Below are 20490 nucleotides of genomic sequence, written 5' to 3' on the forward strand. Positions count from 1 at the left end.
AGACGTAGCGGCGCTATGAATGTTTCATTTTTGATCCAGCCATTAGGCTTGGCGCCAAGTTGCAGCATAGCCTGCCATCCAGCCTGCGGCGGCAGGGGCTTCGATATCCAGCTTAGTCATTGTCAGTAAACAGGCGCTGGTTAATTGGCGCTTGGTTGTAACTTGTTAGTCAAAATTCATCTATAGAAAGCAGATCCCTGGGCCGTCAGCGTTCGATAATCGCAAGCGGTTTCCCATGAGTGGGGCGGCAGTATTGGCGCACCCGTGCAGCATCTCTTTGATTTGCGACAATTCGCTGCTCGTGGTGTATGCACAATTGAAAACCTGTGCGGCTTGAGCGTGCAACGCATTCGCGATTCAACCTGCTTTCAGTCCGCTGGCAAGCCGCAACCCGGCAAGGTTTGTGCTTTATGGACATGCAGTGCCGGGGCGATTGACAGTGGTTTGAATGTTGACGCCAATAACACTGACCGCGCCCGATGAACGATGGCCTCGCCGCATCATCCATGGCGGCCCAGGTGTGTAAATAAGTACCTGGATCGAGGGATAAACAGGCTTTAGATGATGTACGACATTTGTCCTTGAGAAACGCTTGGCTAAGGTACAAATATCAATGTGACATTACATTGCCGATTGTTTAGGATGGCATGTATAAGGTCAATAGTTTGGCAGTTAAGCAATTCCAAATAGTTATAGACGGAATATTGACGTCAAAAAACGTCAAGAGATCATCTACATAGTTCCGCCTGAAGTGGCTAGCAAGCGCCGCTCTGGCAGGGAAGTACCCCATCGGGTCACACGGAGAGTCCAATGAGCAGCGTTGTAGCCATCGTCAAAAGTATTGTCGGCCAGGTTATTGCGGTATCCCCAGAGGGCATCCGGCGTGTACTCATCGAGGGTGACCGTCTATTGACCGGTGAAGAAGTGCTCACTGGTCCTGGTGGCGCGGTTACTCTGGAACTGGCTGATGGCCGTCTGCTCGATCTGGGTCGCGATAGCCAATGGAGCGCTGAAGCACCTGACAGCAGCACCGATCTGAGCCAGGCGACTGCCCAGGCTGCGCCGTCGGTGGAAGAGCTGCAGCAGGCGATTGCTGCGGGTGTCGACCCGACTACAGAGCTTGAAGCTACCGCAGCTGGCCCGTCGGCAGCGGGCGGTGGTGGTGCGCTGGGCGGTGGTCATAGCTTCGTGATGCTCGAAGAAACGGCGGGCCGGGTCGACCCGACGGTTGGCTTCCCGACTGACGGCTTGGGCTTTGCCGCTGCGCTCGATAGCGAGGAAGTGGGCCTGCTGGACACCAACGGCAACAACCTGGTGATCCCACCGACGACGGACACCAACGTTGCTACGGACCTGATTCTTGGCGCTACCCCTTCGATCAGCGAGGCGGGTGGCGTAATCGTTTATACCGCCACGGTTGGCCAGGCACCGACCACCAACCTGGTCGTTACCCTGTCCAATGGTGCTGTGATCGTCATTCCGGCCGGGCAGACCAGCGGTAGCGTCAACGTCGTGGTCCCGGCGAATGACACCCCATATATCGACGGTGGCCAGATTTCGGCGACCGTGACAGGTAGCACCGGTGGTGGCGGGCTGACGGTAACATTGCCGCAAACGCCTGCGGTTACCCAGGTGACGGATACCATCGACACCACCACGGCTACCCTGACTGCGTCGCCTAGCGTGACCGAAGGTGGCGTGATCACCTACACCGTGACCCTGAGCAACCCTGCCCAGACTCCGGTAACCGTGACCCTGTCCAACGGCCAGACCATCACCGTTGAAGCGGGCAAGACCCAGGGCAGTGTCGACTTCCAGACCCCGGCGAACGACGTCTACAACAACGGCTCGACCGTCAGCGTCACCATCGAGACCGCCACGGGCGGTAACTTCGAGCAGCTGACCCCGAATCCGACCCCGGCTCAGACCACGATCAACGATTCGGTCGACACCACTACCGCGACCCTGACGGCGAACCCGTCGGTGACCGAAGGCGGCGTGATCACCTACACCGTGACCCTGAGCAACCCTGCCCAGACTCCGGTAACCGTGACCCTGTCCAACGGCCAGACCATCACCGTTGAAGCAGGCAAGACCCAGGGCAGTGTCGACTTCCAGACCCCGGCGAACGACGTCTACAACAACGGCTCGACCGTCAGCGTCACCATCGAGAACGCCACGGGCGGTAACTTCGAGCAGCTGACCCCGAATCCGACCCCGGCTCAGACCACGATCAACGATTCGGTCGACACCACTACCGCGACCCTGACGGCGAACCCGTCGGTGACCGAAGGTGGCGTGATCACCTACACCGTGACCCTGAGCAACCCTGCTCAGACTCCGGTAACCGTGACCCTGTCCAACGGCCAGACCATCACCGTTGAAGCGGGCAAGACCCAGGGCAGCGTCGACTTCCAGACCCCGGCGAACGACGTCTACAACAACGGCTCGACCGTCAGTGTCACCATCGAGAACGCCACGGGCGGTAACTTCGAGCAGCTGACCCCGAATCCGACCCCGGCTCAGACCACGATCAACGATTCGGTCGACACCACTACCGCGACCCTGACGGCGAACCCGTCGGTGACCGAAGGTGGCGTGATCACCTACACCGTGACCCTGAGCAACCCTGCCCAGACTCCGGTAACCGTGACCCTGTCCAACGGCCAGACCATCACCGTTGAAGCGGGCAAGACCCAGGGCAGTGTCGACTTCCAGACCCCGGCGAACGACGTCTACAACAACGGCTCGACCGTCAGCGTCACCATCGAGACCGCCACGGGCGGTAACTTCGAGCAGCTGACCCCGAATCCGACCCCGGCTCAGACCACGATCAACGATTCGGTCGACACCACTACCGCGACCCTGACGGCGAACCCGTCGGTGACCGAAGGCGGCGTGATCACCTACACCGTGACCCTGAGCAACCCTGCCCAGACTCCGGTAACCGTGACCCTGTCCAACGGCCAGACCATCACCGTTGAAGCAGGCAAGACCCAGGGCAGTGTCGACTTCCAGACCCCGGCGAACGACGTCTACAACAACGGCTCGACCGTCAGCGTCACCATCGAGAACGCCACGGGCGGTAACTTCGAGCAGCTGACCCCGAATCCGACCCCGGCTCAGACCACGATCAACGATTCGGTCGACACCACTACCGCGACCCTGACGGCGAACCCGTCGGTGACCGAAGGTGGCGTGATCACCTACACCGTGACCCTGAGCAACCCTGCTCAGACTCCGGTAACCGTGACCCTGTCCAACGGCCAGACCATCACCGTTGAAGCGGGCAAGACCCAGGGCAGCGTCGACTTCCAGACTCCGGCGAACGACGTCTACAACAACGGCTCGACCGTCAGCGTCACCATCGAGAACGCCACGGGCGGTAACTTCGAGCAGCTGACCCCGAATCCGACCCCGGCTCAGACCACGATCAACGATTCGGTCGACACCACTACCGCGACCCTGACGGCGAACCCGTCGGTGACCGAAGGCGGCGTGATCACCTACACCGTGACCCTGAGCAACCCTGCCCAGACTCCGGTAACCGTGACCCTGTCCAACGGCCAGACCATCACCGTTGAAGCGGGCAAGACCCAGGGCAGTGTCGACTTCCAGACCCCGGCGAACGACGTCTACAACAACGGCTCGACCGTCAGCGTCACCATCGAGAACGCCACGGGCGGTAACTTCGAGCAGTTGACGCCGAACCCGACCCCAGCCTCGACTGTCATCAATGACAGCATCGACACTGTTACCGTAAGCATCGTCAGCAATGGCAATGTGACCGAAGACCAGCAACCTTCCTTTACGGTGAAAGTAAGCCAGGCGCTGGACCGTCCGTTGACCGTAACCCTGTCGAACGGCGACACAGTGACGATCGAAGCTGGCAAGACCGAAGTCGAGTACAAGACTCCGGCTCAGGGCGATGACGTCTATCACGACGCCGGCTCCATCACCCTCAGCGTTACCGACGCTACAGTTCCGGGTGCCACCTTCGAGAAGCTGGCCTTGGGTGGCCCGGCCACTGTTGAAATTTCGGACACCATCAGTGAGGTTGTGGCCAAGCTGACCGCCACGCCTTCGGTGACCGAGGGCGGCGAGATCACTTACACCATCACGCTGACCAACAAAGACGGCTTGCCGATCAACAACCACGGCGCCCTGACGTTCACGTTGAGCGACGGCAAGACCGTCATCACCGTGCCGGCCAACAGCACCACCGGTTCGATCACCGTGACTGCCCCGGACAACGTCTACGTCGGCAGCAACCCCCCAGTGGTGCAGTCGATCGCGACCGTTGTCGGCGCCGACGTCGGCAAGTTCGAACAGCTGACCCTGGACAAGACCCCGGTCAGCACTACCGTCACTGACGAGCCTGGTACTCCAGGCAACCCAGGCGGCAGCAACGAAGGTGATCTGGTCAAGGTCACCATCACGGCCGATCAAGCTTCGGTGGCTGAAAATGTCAAACCGACCTTCACCGTGCACATCAATCAGCCACTGGACCACGACCTGGTCGTGACCCTGAGCAACAATGCTCAGGTCACCATCAAGGCGGGCGAAACCAGCGCGCCGTACACCCACGATGCACAGGGCGACGACGTCTACAAAGACTCGGGCGAGATCAGCCTGGGTATCAAGTCGGCGGTGGATGTCGATGGCCGTACCTTCGAAAACCTGCAACTGGGCGGCGATGCTTCGGTTCAGGTGACCGACACCACCGACGAAGTCGTGGCCAAGCTGACCGCTACGCCTTCGGTCACCGAAGGCGGTGAGATCACCTACACCATCACCCTGACCAACAAAGACGGTCTGCCGATCAACAACCACTCGGAGCTGTACTTCAAGCTGACCGATGGCACCACGGTCGTCGTCGCAGCCAACAGCACCACCGGTTCCGCCACCGTAATCGCGCCGGATAACGTCTATGTCGGTGCTAACCAGCCAGTGGTCAACGCCATCGATGCGGTCAGCGGTGCAGATGCGTGGAAGTTCGAAAACCTGAACCTGGACAAGACTCCGGTCAGCACCCAGGTCACTGACGAGCCAGGTACACCAGGCAACGAAGGCGATATCGTTAAGGTCACCATTACGGCTGACCAGGTATCGGTCGCCGAGAACGTGAAGCCGACCTTCACCGTGCACGTCAATCAGCCGCTGGATCACGACCTGGTCGTGACCCTGAGCAACAATGCCCAGGTCACCATCAAGGCGGGCGAGACCAGCGCACCATACGAGCACGCGGCACAAGGTGACGACGTCTACCAAGACGCTGGCGAAATCAGCCTGGGCATCAAGTCGGCGGTGGACGCCACGGGCGCTACCTTCGAGAACCTGCAGTTGGGTGGTGATGCTTCGGTCAAAGTGACCGACACCATCGACGAAGTGGTAGCCAAGCTGACCGCAACGCCTTCGGTCACCGAAGGCGGCGAGATCACCTACACCATCACGCTGACCAACAAAGACGGTCTGCCGATCAACAACCACTCGGAGCTGTACTTCAAGCTGACCGATGGTACGACTGTCGTCGTCGCAGCCAACAGCACCACAGGTTCCGCCACTGTAATCGCGCCGGATAACGTCTATGTCGGCGCTAACCCGCCAGTGGTCAATGCCATTGACGCAGTCAGCGGTGCAGATGCGTGGAAGTTCGAAAACCTGAACTTGGACAAGACCGAGGTCAGCACCCAGGTAACCGACGAGCCAGGCACTCCGGGCAACGAAGGCGACTTGGTCAAAGTCACTATCACCGCCGACCAAACCTCGGTGGCCGAGAACGTCAAACCGACCTTCACCGTTCACATCAACACCGCCCTGGCGCACGACCTGGTCGTGACCCTGAGCAACAATGCTCAGGTCACCATCAAGGCGGGCGAAACCAGCGCGCCGTACACCCACGATGCACAGGGCGACGACGTCTACAAAGACTCGGGCGAGATCAGCCTGGGTATCAAGTCGGCGGTGGATGTCGATGGCCGTACCTTCGAAAACCTGCAACTGGGCGGCGATGCTTCGGTTCAGGTGACCGACACCACCGACGAAGTCGTGGCCAAGCTGACCGCTACGCCTTCGGTCACCGAAGGCGGTGAGATCACCTACACCATCACCCTGACCAACAAAGACGGTCTGCCGATCAACAACCACGGCGCCCTGACCTTCACGTTGAGCGACGGCACTACCGTCATCACCATCCCGGCCAACGGCACCACGGCTTCGGTCACCGTCACCGCGCCTGACAACGTCTATGTCGGTGCTAATGACCCCGTCGTGAAGTCCATCGCCACCGTTGAAGGCGCAGACGTCGACAAGTTCGAGCAACTGACCCTGGATAAAACCCAGGTCAGCACCACCGTCACCGACGAACCGGGTACTCCGGGCAACGAAGGCGATTTGGTCAAGGTCACTATTACAGCCGATCAGGCTTCGGTGGCCGAGAACGTCAAGCCGACCTTCACCGTTCACATCAACACCGCCCTGGCGCACGACCTGGTCGTGACCCTGAGCAACAATGCCCAGGTCACCATCAAGGCTGGCGAGACCAGCGCGCCTTACGAGCACGCGGCACAGGGCGATGACGTCTATCTGGACAGCGGCGAAATCACCCTCGGCATCAAGTCGGCCGTGGATGTCGATGGCCGTACCTTCGAAAACCTGCAACTGGGCGGCGATGCTTCGGTCAAAGTGACCGACACCCTCGACGAAGTCGTGGCCAAACTGACCGCCACGCCTTCGGTCACCGAAGGCGGCGAGATCACTTACACCATCACCCTGACCAACAAAGACGGTCTGCCGATCAACAACCACTCGGAGCTGTACTTCAAGCTGACCGATGGCACCACGGTCGTTGTCGCAGCCAACAGCACCACCGGTTCCGCCACTGCAATCGCGCCGGATAACGTCTATGTCGGCGCTAACCAGCCAGTGGTCAACGCCATCGATGCGGTCAGCGGTGCAGATGCGTGGAAGTTCGAAAACCTGAACCTGGACAAGACTCCGGTCAGCACCCAGGTCACTGATGAGCCAGGTACGCCAGGCAACGAAGGCGATATCGTTAAGGTCACCATTACGGCTGACCAGGTATCGGTCGCCGAGAACGTGAAGCCGACCTTCACCGTGCACGTCAATCAGCCGCTGGATCACGACCTGGTCGTGACCCTGAGCAACAATGCCCAGGTCACCATCAAGGCGGGCGAGACCAGCGCACCATACGAGCACGCGGCACAAGGTGACGACGTCTACCAAGACGCTGGCGAAATCAGCCTGGGCATCAAGTCGGCGGTGGACGCCACGGGCGCTACCTTCGAGAACCTGCAGTTGGGTGGTGATGCTTCGGTCAAAGTGACCGACACCATCGACGAAGTGGTAGCCAAGCTGACCGCAACGCCTTCGGTCACCGAAGGCGGCGAGATCACCTACACCATCACGCTGACCAACAAAGACGGTCTGCCGATCAACAACCACTCGGAGCTGTACTTCAAGCTGACCGATGGCACCACGGTCGTTGTCGCAGCCAACAGCACCACCGGTTCCGCCACTGCAATCGCGCCGGATAACGTCTATGTCGGCGCTAACCAGCCAGTGGTCAACGCCATCGATGCGGTCAGCGGTGCAGATGCGTGGAAGTTCGAAAACCTGAACCTGGACAAGACTCCGGTCAGCACCCAGGTCACTGATGAGCCAGGTACGCCAGGCAACGAAGGCGATATCGTTAAGGTCACCATTACGGCTGACCAGGTATCGGTCGCCGAGAACGTGAAGCCGACCTTCACCGTACACGTCAATCAGCCGCTGGATCACGACCTGGTCGTGACCCTGAGCAACAATGCCACGGTCACCATCAAGGCTGGGGAGACCAGTGCGCCGTACGAGCACGCTGCACAAGGTGACGACGTCTACCAAGACGCTGGCGAAATCAGCCTGGGCATCAAGTCGGCGGTGGACGCCACGGGCGCTACCTTCGAGAATCTGCAGTTGGGTGGTGATGCTTCGGTCAAAGTGACCGACACCATCGACGAAGTGGTAGCCAAACTGACCGCCACGCCTTCGGTCACCGAAGGCGGCGAGATCACTTACACCATCACCCTGACCAACAAAGACGGCCTGCCGATCAACAACCACTCGGAGCTGTACTTCAAGCTGACCGATGGTACGACTGTCGTCGTCGCAGCCAACAGCACCACCGGTTCCGCCACTGCAATCGCGCCGGATAACGTCTATGTCGGCGCTAACCCGCCAGTGGTCAACGCCATCGATGCGGTCAGCGGTGCAGATGCGTGGAAGTTCGAAAACCTGAACCTGGACAAGACTCCGGTCAGCACCCAGGTCACTGATGAGCCAGGTACGCCAGGCAACGAAGGCGATATCGTTAAGGTCACCATTACGGCTGACCAGGTATCGGTCGCCGAGAACGTGAAGCCGACCTTCACCGTACACGTCAATCAGCCGCTGGATCACGACCTGGTCGTGACCCTGAGCAACAATGCCACGGTCACCATCAAGGCTGGGGAGACCAGTGCGCCGTACGAGCACGCTGCACAAGGTGACGACGTCTACCAAGACGCTGGCGAAATCAGCCTGGGCATCAAGTCGGCGGTGGACGCCACGGGCGCTACCTTCGAGAATCTGCAGTTGGGTGGTGATGCTTCGGTCAAAGTGACCGACACCATCGACGAAGTGGTAGCCAAACTGACCGCCACGCCTTCGGTCACCGAAGGCGGCGAGATCACTTACACCATCACCCTGACCAACAAAGACGGCCTGCCGATCAACAACCACTCGGAGCTGTACTTCAAGCTGACCGATGGTACGACTGTCGTCGTCGCAGCCAACAGCACCACCGGTTCCGCCACTGTAATCGCGCCGGATAACGTCTATGTCGGCGCTAACCCGCCAGTGGTCAATGCCATTGACGCAGTCAGCGGTGCAGATGCGTGGAAGTTCGAAAACCTGAACTTGGACAAGACCGAGGTCAGCACCCAGGTAACCGACGAGCCAGGCACTCCGGGCAACGAAGGCGACTTGGTCAAAGTCACTATCACCGCCGACCAAACCTCGGTGGCCGAGAACGTCAAACCGACCTTCACCGTGCACGTCAACCAGCCGTTGGATCACGACCTGGTCGTGACCCTGAGCAACAATGCTCAGGTCACCATCAAAGCCGGCGACACCAGCGTCAAGTACGAGCACGCAGCGCAGGGCGATGACGTTTATCTGGACAGCGGCGAAATCAGCCTTGGCATCAAGTCGGCTGTGGATATCGACGGTCGCACCTTCGAGAACCTGGAGTTGGGCGGCGCGGCGAAAGTCGACGTCACCGACACCACCGACGAAGTGATCGCGAAACTGACGGCCACCGAGTCCGTGACCGAAGGCGGCGAGATCACCTACACCATCACCCTGACCAACAAAGACGGTCTGCTGATCAACAACCACGGCGCGCTGACCTTCACGCTGAGCGACGGCAAGACCGTCATCACCGTACCGGCCAATGGCACCACCGGTTCGGTCACCGTGGCTGCACCGGACAACGTCTACGTTGGTGCCAACGACCCGATCGTCAAGTCGATCGCAACCGTTGAAGGCGTGGATGTCGATAAGTTCGAGAAACTGACCCTGGATAAAACCGAGGTCAAAACCACCGTTACCGACGAGCCAGGTACCCCAGGCAACCCAGGCGGCACCAACGAAGGCGACCTGGTCAAGGTCACCATCACCGCCGACCAAACTTCGGTCGCCGAGAACGTCAAACCGACGTTCACCGTGCACGTCAACCAGCCGTTGGATCACGACCTGGTCGTGACCCTGAGCAACAATGCTCAGGTCACCATCAAAGCCGGCGACACCAGCGTCAAGTACGAGCACGCAGCGCAGGGCGATGACGTTTATCTGGACAGCGGCGAAATCAGCCTCGGCATCAAGTCGGCTGTGGACGTCGACGGTCGTACCTTCGAGAACCTGGAGTTGGGCGGCGCTGCGAAAGTCGATGTCACCGACACCACCGACGAAGTGATCGCGAAACTGACGGCCACCGAGTCCGTGACCGAAGGCGGCGAGATCACCTACACCATCACGCTGACCAACAAAGATGGCCTGCTGATCAACAACCACGGCGCCCTGACCTTCACGCTGAGCGACGGCAAAACCGTCATCACCGTGCCGGCCAACGGCACCACCGGTTCGGTCACCGTGGCTGCACCGGACAACGTCTACGTTGGTGCCAACGACCCGATCGTCAAGTCGATCGCAACCGTTGAAGGCGCGGATGTCGACAAGTTCGAGAAACTGACCCTGGATAAAACCGAGGTCAAGACCACTGTCACTGACGAGCCAGGTACTCCGGGCAACGAAGGCGACCTGGTCAAGGTCACCATCACCGCCGACCAAACCTCGGTGGCCGAAAACGTCAAACCGACGTTCACCGTGCACGTCAACCAGCCGTTGGATCACGACCTGGTCGTGACCCTGAGCAACAATGCTCAGGTCACCATCAAAGCCGGCGACACCAGCGTCAAGTACGAGCACGCGGCGCAGGGCGATGACGTTTATCTGGACAGCGGCGAAATCAGCCTCGGCATCAAGTCGGCTGTGGACGTCGACGGTCGTACCTTCGAGAACCTGGAGTTGGGCGGCGCTGCGAAAGTCGATGTCACCGACACCACCGACGAAGTGATCGCGAAACTGACGGCCACCGAGTCCGTGACCGAAGGCGGCGAGATCACCTACACCATCACGCTGACCAACAAAGATGGCCTGCTGATCAACAACCACGGCGCCCTGACCTTCACGCTGAGCGACGGCAAAACCGTCATCACCGTGCCGGCCAACGGCACCACCGGTTCGGTCACCGTGGCTGCACCGGACAACGTCTACGTTGGTGCCAACGACCCGATCGTCAAGTCGATCGCAACCGTTGAAGGCGCGGATGTCGACAAGTTCGAGAAACTGACCCTGGATAAAACCGAGGTCAAGACCACTGTCACTGACGAGCCAGGTACTCCGGGCAACGAAGGCGACCTGGTCAAGGTCACCATCACCGCCGACCAAACCTCGGTGGCCGAAAACGTCAAACCGACGTTCACCGTGCACGTCAACCAGCCGTTGGATCACGACCTGGTCGTGACCCTGAGCAACAATGCTCAGGTCACCATCAAAGCCGGCGACACCAGCGTCAAGTACGAACACGCGGCGCAGGGCGATGACGTTTATCTGGACAGCGGCGAAATCAGCCTCGGCATCAAGTCGGCGGTGGATATCGACGGTCGCACCTTCGAGAACCTGGAGCTGGGCGGCGCGGCGAAAGTCGACGTTACCGACACCACTGACGAGGTCGTGGCCAAGTTGACCGCTACGCCTTCGGTCACCGAAGGCGGCGAGATTACCTACACCATCACCCTGACCAACAAAGATGGCCTGCTGATCAATAACCACGGCGCGCTGACCTTCACGCTGAGCGACGGCAAGACCGTCATCACCGTGCCGGCCAACGGCACCACCGGTTCGGTCACGGTCATCGCGCCGGACAACGTCTACACCGGCACCAACGACCCTGTGGTCAAATCGATCGCAACCGTTGAAGGCGTGGATGTCGACAAGTTCGAGAAGTTGACCCTGGATAAAACCGAGGTCAAAACCACCGTTACCGACGAGCCAGGTACCCCAGGCAACCCAGGCGGCACCAACGAGGGCGACCTGGTCAAGGTCACCATCACCGCCGACCAAGCCTCGGTCGCCGAGAACGTCAAACCGACGTTCACCGTGCACGTCAACCAGCCGTTGGATCACGACCTGGTCGTGACCCTGAGCAACAATGCTCAGGTCACCATCAAAGCCGGCGACACCAGCGTCAAGTACGAGCACGCGGCGCAGGGCGATGACGTTTATCTGGACAGCGGCGAAATCAGCCTCGGCATCAAGTCGGCTGTGGATATCGACGGCCGCACCTTCGAGAACCTGGAGTTGGGCGGCGCTGCGAAAGTCGACGTCACCGACACCACTGACGAAGTCGTGGCCAAGTTGACCGCTACGCCTTCGGTCACCGAAGGCGGCGAGATTACCTACACCATCACCCTGACCAACAAAGATGGCCTGCTGATCAATAACCACGGCGCGCTGACCTTCACGCTGAGCGACGGCAAAACCGTCATCACCGTGCCGGCCAACGGCACCACCGGTTCGGTCACCGTGGCTGCACCGGACAACGTCTACGTTGGTGCCAACGACCCGATCGTCAAGTCGATCGCAACCGTTGAAGGCGTGGATGTCGACAAGTTCGAGAAGTTGACCCTGGATAAAACCGAGGTCAAAACCACCGTTACCGACGAGCCAGGTACCCCAGGCAACCCAGGCGGCACCAACGAAGGCGACCTGGTCAAGGTCACCATCACCGCCGACCAAACTTCGGTCGCCGAGAACGTCAAACCGACTTTCACCGTGCACGTCAACCAGCCGTTGGATCACGACCTGGTCGTGACCCTGAGCAACAATGCTCAGGTCACCATCAAAGCCGGCGACACCAGCGTCAAGTACGAACACGCGGCGCAAGGCGATGACGTCTACCTGGACAGCGGCGAAATCAGCCTCGGCATCAAGTCGGCTGTGGATATCGACGGTCGCACCTTCGAGAACCTGGAGCTGGGCGGTGCGGCGAAAGTGGATGTCACCGACACCACCGACGAAGTGATCGCGAAACTGACCGCGACTCCATCGGTCACCGAAGGCGGTGAGATCACCTACACCATCACGCTGACCAACAAAGATGGCCTGCTGATCAATAACCACGGGGCCCTGACCTTCACGCTGAGCGACGGCAAGACTGTCATCACCGTGCCGGCCAACGGTACTACCGGTTCGGTTACGGTCATCGCGCCGGACAACGTCTACACCGGCACCAACGACCCTGTGATCAAATCGATCGCGACCGTTGAAGGCGCGGATGTCGATAAGTTCGAGAAGCTGACCCTGGATAAAACCGAGGTCAAGACCACTGTTACCGACGAGCCAGGTACTCCGGGCAACGAAGGCGACCTGGTCAAGGTCACCATCACCGCCGACCAAACTTCGGTCGCCGAGAACGTCAAACCGACCTTCACCGTGCACGTCAACCAGCCACTGGATCACGACCTGGTCGTGACCCTGAGCAACAATGCTCAGGTCACCATCAAAGCCGGCGACACCAGCGTCAAGTACGAGCACGCGGCGCAGGGCGATGACGTTTATCTGGACAGCGGCGAAATCAGCCTCGGCATCAAGTCGGCTGTGGACGTCGACGGTCGTACCTTCGAGAACCTGGAGTTGGGCGGCGCTGCGAAAGTCGATGTCACCGACACCACCGACGAAGTGATCGCGAAACTGACGGCCACCGAGTCCGTGACCGAAGGCGGCGAGATCACCTACACCATCACGCTGACCAACAAAGATGGCCTGCTGATCAACAACCACGGCGCCCTGACCTTCACGCTGAGCGACGGCAAAACCGTCATCACCGTGCCGGCCAACGGCACCACCGGTTCGGTCACCGTGGCTGCACCGGACAACGTCTACGTTGGTGCCAACGACCCGATCGTCAAGTCGATCGCAACCGTTGAAGGCGCGGATGTCGACAAGTTCGAGAAACTGACCCTGGATAAAACCGAGGTCAAGACCACTGTCACTGACGAGCCAGGTACTCCGGGCAACGAAGGCGACCTGGTCAAGGTCACCATCACCGCCGACCAAACCTCGGTGGCCGAAAACGTCAAACCGACGTTCACCGTGCACGTCAACCAGCCGTTGGATCACGACCTGGTCGTGACCCTGAGCAACAATGCTCAGGTCACCATCAAAGCCGGCGACACCAGCGTCAAGTACGAGCACGCGGCGCAGGGCGATGACGTTTATCTGGACAGCGGCGAAATCAGCCTCGGCATCAAGTCGGCTGTGGACGTCGACGGTCGTACCTTCGAGAACCTGGAGTTGGGCGGCGCTGCGAAAGTCGATGTCACCGACACCACCGACGAAGTGATCGCGAAACTGACGGCCACCGAGTCCGTGACCGAAGGCGGCGAGATCACCTACACCATCACGCTGACCAACAAAGATGGCCTGCTGATCAACAACCACGGCGCCCTGACCTTCACGCTGAGCGACGGCAAAACCGTCATCACCGTGCCGGCCAACGGCACCACCGGTTCGGTCACCGTGGCTGCACCGGACAACGTCTACGTTGGTGCCAACGACCCGATCGTCAAGTCGATCGCAACCGTTGAAGGCGCGGATGTCGACAAGTTCGAGAAACTGACCCTGGATAAAACCGAGGTCAAGACCACTGTCACTGACGAGCCAGGTACTCCGGGCAACGAAGGCGACCTGGTCAAGGTCACCATCACCGCCGACCAAACCTCGGTGGCCGAAAACGTCAAACCGACGTTCACCGTGCACGTCAACCAGCCGTTGGATCACGACCTGGTCGTGACCCTGAGCAACAATGCTCAGGTCACCATCAAAGCCGGCGACACCAGCGTCAAGTACGAGCACGCGGCGCAGGGCGATGACGTTTATCTGGACAGCGGCGAAATCAGCCTCGGCATCAAGTCGGCTGTGGACGTCGACGGTCGCACCTTCGAGAACCTGGAGTTGGGCGGCGCGGCGAAGGTAGATGTCACCGACACCACTGACGAAGTCGTGGCCAAGTTGACCGCTACGCCTTCGGTCACCGAAGGCGGCGAGATCACCTACACCATCACGCTGACCAACAAAGATGGCCTGCTGATCAACAACCACGGCGCGCTGACCTTCACGCTGAGCGACGGCAAGACTGTCATCACCGTGCCGGCCAACGGCACCACCGGTTCGGTCACGGTCATCGCGCCGGACAACGTCTACACCGGCACCAACGACCCTGTGATCAAATCGATCGCGACCGTTGAAGGCGTGGATGTCGACAAGTTCGAGAAGCTGACCCTGGATAAAACCGAGGTCAAAACCACCGTTACCGACGAGCCAGGTACCCCAGGCAACCCAGGCGGCACCAACGAAGGCGACTTGGTCAAAGTCACTATCACCGCCGACCAAACCTCGGTCGCCGAGAACGTCAAACCGACGTTCACCGTGCACGTCAATCAGCCACTGGACCACGACCTGGTCGTGACCCTGAGCAACAACGCCACGGTCACCATCAAAGCGGGCGACACCAGCGTCAAGTACGAGCACGCAGCGCAAGGCGATGACGTCTACCTGGACAGCGGCGAAATCAGCCTCGGCATCAAGTCGGCGGTGGATATCGACGGTCGCACCTTCGAGAACCTGGAGCTGGGCGGCGCGGCGAAAGTGGATGTCACCGACACCACCGACGAAGTGATCGCGAAACTGACCGCGACTCCATCGGTCACCGAAGGCGGCGAGATTACCTACACCATCACCCTGACCAACAAAGATGGCCTGCTGATCAATAACCACGGCGCGCTGACCTTCACGCTGAGCGACGGCAAGACCGTCATCACCGTGCCGGCCAACGGCACCACCGGTTCGGTCACGGTCATCGCGCCGGACAACGTCTACACCGGCACCAACGACCCTGTGGTCAAATCGATCGCAACCGTTGAAGGCGTGGATGTCGACAAGTTCGAGAAGCTGACCCTGGATAAAACCGAGGTCAAGACCACTGTTACTGACGAGCCAGGTACCCCAGGCAACCCAGGCGGCACCAACGAGGGCGACCTGGTCAAGGTCACCATCACCGCTGACCAAGCCTCGGTCGCCGAGAACGTCAAACCGACGTTCACCGTGCACGTCAACCAGCCGCTGGATCACGACCTGGTCGTGACCCTGAGCAACAACGCCACGGTCACCATCAAAGCGGGCGACACCAGTGTCAAGTACGAGCACGCAGCGCAAGGTGATGACGTCTACCTGGACAGCGGCGAAATCAGCCTCGGCATCAAGTCGGCTGTGGACGTCGACGGTCGCACCTTCGAGAACCTGGAGTTGGGCGGCGCTGCGAAGGTAGATGTCACCGACACCACCGACGAAGTGATCGCGAAACTGACCGCGACTCCATCGGTCACCGAAGGCGGCGTGATCACCTACACCGTGACGCTGACCAACAAAGACGGCCTGCCGATCGACAAGCACGCAGCGCTGACCTTTACCCTGGACGATGGCAAAACCACCATCACCATCCCAGCCAACGGTACTTCTGGCACCGCCACGGTCACCGCCCCGGACAACGTCTACGTCGGCACCAACCCAGCGATCGTCAAAGCGATCGCCACGGTCAGCGGCGTTGATGTGGACAAGTTCGAGAAGCTGACCCTGGACAAGAGCTCGGTCAGCACCTCGGTAACCGACGAGCCTGGCTCGGGTGTGCCTGGCGACAACAACCAGGGCGACCTGGTCAAGGTCACCATCACCGCCGACCAAGCCTCGGTGGCCGAGAACGTCAAACCGACGTTCACCGTGCACGTCAACCAGCCACTGGACCACGACCTGGTCGTGACCCTGAGCAACAACGCTCAGGTCACCATCAAAGCCGGCGACACCAGCGTCAAGTACGAGCACGCGGCGCAGGGCGACGACGTCTACAAAGATGCCGGTGAAATCAGCCTGGGCATCAAGTCGGCCGCTGACATCGGCAACCGTCCGTTCGAGAACCTGCAACTGGGCGACGCGGCGAAGGTCAGTGTCACCGACACCACCGATGAAGTGATCGCGAAACTGACCGCGACCCCATCGGTCACCGAAGGCGGCGTGATCACCTACACCGTGACGCTGACCAATAAAGACGGCCTGCCGATCAACAACCACTCGGCGCTGACTTTCACGCTGAGCGATGGCAAGACCACCATCACCGTGCCGGCCAACGGTACCGTGGGCACTGCCACCGTGATTGCCCCGGACAACGTCTACGTCGGTGCCAACGACCCTGTGATCAAGTCGATTGCTACGGTCAGTGGGGCGGATGTGGACAAGTTCGAGAAGCTGACCCTGGACAAGACTTCGGTCACGACCAGCGTCACCGACGAGCCAGGTTCGGGTACTCCGGGTACCGGCAACCAGGGCGACGTCACCACAGTTGGCATCACTGGCACCTCTTCGCTGACCGAAGGCGAAACCGGCCAGTACACGCTGACCCTGAGCAACGCGTCCAAGGCCGAAGTCACCATCACCCTCAGCTACAGCGGCACCGCCAAAAACGGTGAGGACTTCAGCGGTGTCACCACCGTGAAGATCCCGGCCAACAGCACCGGTACGACGTTCAACATCGCTACCATCGACGACAAGCTGGTCGAAGGTACCGAGAACTTCGTGGTGAAAATCGAAACTGCCACCGGTGGCAACTTCGAGAACCTGCAGGTCGATAGCAGCAAGTCGAGCGTGACGACCACCATCCTCGACAACGACCACCTGCCTGTTTCGCCTGGCGGTGCGGTATTTGGCGTGGAGGACACCGACTACGTGTTCGCCTGGAGCGATTTCAAAGTCACTGATGCCGATGGCAACACTGGCCTGTTCGTGACCATTACCTCACTCCCGGCCGCTGGCAGCCTGCAGTTCTTCAACGGTACTGCGTGGGTGAATGTGGCCGTCAACCAGGTGATCAGCCAGGCTGACATTACTGCCAATAACCTCAAGTTCGTCCCGGCCCTCAACCAGTCGGGTGCGGACAACTACGGTGGTAATGGTGTAGGTAACCAACAGGCTGACTACGCGCAGTTCAAGTTCAAGCCGAACGATGGCACCAACCTGGGCAGCGAAGTGACCATGAAGGTCGACATCAGCCCGGTTGCCGATAAACCGACCCTGAGCTTCGGCAGTGCGGATATCGACTCCAAAGGCCTGACCAAGGAAGTCTGGACCAGCCTCAAAGGCCTGGGTACGGGCGGCAATGGCATAACCGGCGAGGACCTGAAGGCAGTATTTGCCAACTCTGGCAATGCCAACTCCAGTAGCACCACCACCAATGTGCAGTCCGATGGCAGCGTCACCGCTGGCACCGGCTCGAAAACGTCGGGCCTGATCTACCTGGAAGCCGGCAAGACCTACACCTTCAGCGGTACGGCTGACGACAGCTTCGTGGTCACCATCGGTGGTAAGACTGTGGTCACGGCCACCTGGGGCGCGGGTGGCCAGGTTTCGGGCACCTTCACTCCGAATACCAGCGGCTACTACCCGATCGAGGTCTACCATGCCAACCAGTCTGGTCCAGGCAGCTATGACCTGAACATCCAGGTAGGCTCGGGTGCTGTCACCGACCTGAGCAGCTCGAACGTCAAGATGTACCAGAACGTGACCGAGATGGCCAACGCTGGCCTGGGCGTGTCCGACCTGCATACCGTCAATGGTCAGAGCTACTACGACGGCTACAAACTCAACGAAGGGCCGGAAGGTGGCTCGGTGAAACTGGTCGGCATTACCACCGCCCTGACCGATACCGATGGCTCCGAAACCCTGAACGTGACCCTCAGCGGTATTCCGAAAGGTACCGTGCTGAGTGACGGTGCAGGCCATACCGTCACAGTAGGCAGCACCCCGGTCGATGTGACTGGCTGGAAACTCAGCGGGTTGACCCTCACGCCGCCGGCCTACTACAAAGGCTCGTTCGACATCACTGTCACCTCGACGGCCACCGAAAGCCTGGGCGGGTCAGCCATCACCACCGGCAACATCCCGGTGACGGTATACGCTGCGACCTACAAGGCCAGCGTGGGTACCACGGGCAATGACACCATGATCGGCAGCGAAGGCAACGACATCATCGTCGCCGACGTGTCGGGCCTGAACGTGGTGCAGGGCAAGAACTACAACATTGCCTTCATGGTCGACAGCTCGGGCAGTATGAGTGACAAGTCGATTGCCGATGCGAAGACGCAGTTGGCCTCGGTGTTCAATTCGCTCAAGGCCAGCCTGGGTTCCGACACCTCCGGTACCGTGAACATCTTCCTGGTGGACTTCGATACCCAGGTGAACAAGAACGTGGCGGTCAACCTTGCCGACCCTGATGCCTTGAGCAAGCTGCAGGCGGTATTGAACTCGATGGTGGGTGGCTACTACGGTGGCGGCACCAACTATGAAGACGCGTTCAAGACCACGTCCAACTTCTTCAACAGCACCATGGCCACCAGCAACAAAGGTGCGGAGAACCTGACCTACTTCATCACCGACGGTAAGCCAACCTATTACCAGAGCGGGGAGTCCACCAACCCTAGCCTGTGGAAGAATGGCAAGAACCTGGATGATGTGGTCAACGTCAACAACTACAAGATGGGCGATACCTTCAGTGCCTGGGCCGACAGCACTCACAAGGTCGAGATCAGTAGCAGTGGCGTAGTCAAAGTGCTGACCTACACCGAGAAAAAAGGCGAGTTGGTGTATGACTCCACCAAGACGGTTGGCACCTTGCATGCACAGGGGGATGGCACCTATGAATTCTCCAGCCTGGGTGGTACTGGCTACGCCGACTACTGGAACTACGTGGATTCGGCGGCGGGTTCCACTGCGAGTTTCGCAGTGCTGGGCGGCACCAACGGCTTGAGTAAGGTGCAGGCCATCGGCCTGAACAGCGATGTCACGCTGAACGACCTGAAACCTTACGACAGCGCTGGCAAGCCACAGACCAACATCGATCCGTCCGACTTGGCGAAGGCGATTCTTGGCCACTCCGAAGCAACGGTGCCAGGTGCCGACACCATCGACGGTGGCAACGGCAACGACATCATCTTCGGTGACTTGATCACCCTCAACGGCGTTGTCAGCGAGGGCTACCAGGCCCTGCAGACCTACGTTGCGCAGAAGAGCGGTGTCGAGGTCAGCTCCGTCACCACCAGCAATGTCCACCAGTACATCACCGAGCACTACACCGAGTTCGATATCTCCGGTGCCAAAGACGGCAATGACATTCTGTCCGGCGGCAACGGCAACGATATCCTCTTCGGCCAAGGTGGTAACGACACCCTCGATGGTGGCAGAGGTAACGACATCCTGCTGGGCGGTAGTGGCAATGACACCCTCATCGGTGGCCACGGCGACGATATCCTGATCGGTGGCAGCGGTGCCGACACCTTCGTTTGGAAGGCTGGCGACTTCGGCAACGACGTCATCAAGGACTTCAAGCTGAGCGACAAGGACAAGATCGACTTGAGCGATCTGCTGCAGGGTGAGAAAGGCAGCACCATCGACAATTACCTGAAGCTCACTACGGTGGACGGCACGACGACGCTGCAGGTCAGCAGCGAAGGCAAGCTCAACGCCGCCGGTGGCCTGGCAAATGCCGATGTGACCATCAAGCTGGAAGGGGTGAACTGGTCCAACACCACGATCAATTCGTTGATCAGCGGTGCTGACCCGACCATCATCATTCACAACAAGGACAACTGATGGAACCCGGGGCCGCGTAGCGGCCCCGGCTCTTTCCTGCCTTTCGCCAACAGCGCATACTCTGGCGCCGGGCCTGCGTGCCCGGCGATCTTTGCCTATGCTGCTGTCTACCAACAAGGAACCAACGTGACGAGGGAC

1 protein-coding gene is annotated in these 20490 nt (G+C 59.8%); it reads left to right on the forward strand.

What is annotated here, in order from left to right:
* The first annotated feature begins 810 nt into the window (after nucleotides 1-810).
* Nucleotides 811-20352 (forward strand): retention module-containing protein, encoded by a 19542-nt coding sequence (locus Q9451_RS00845; protein WP_345960880.1) that lies wholly within the window; start codon nucleotides 811-813, stop codon nucleotides 20350-20352.
* Nucleotides 20353-20490 lie beyond the last annotated feature (138 nt).

The sequence above is a fragment of the Pseudomonas sp. NY8896 genome, assembly GCF_039634505.1.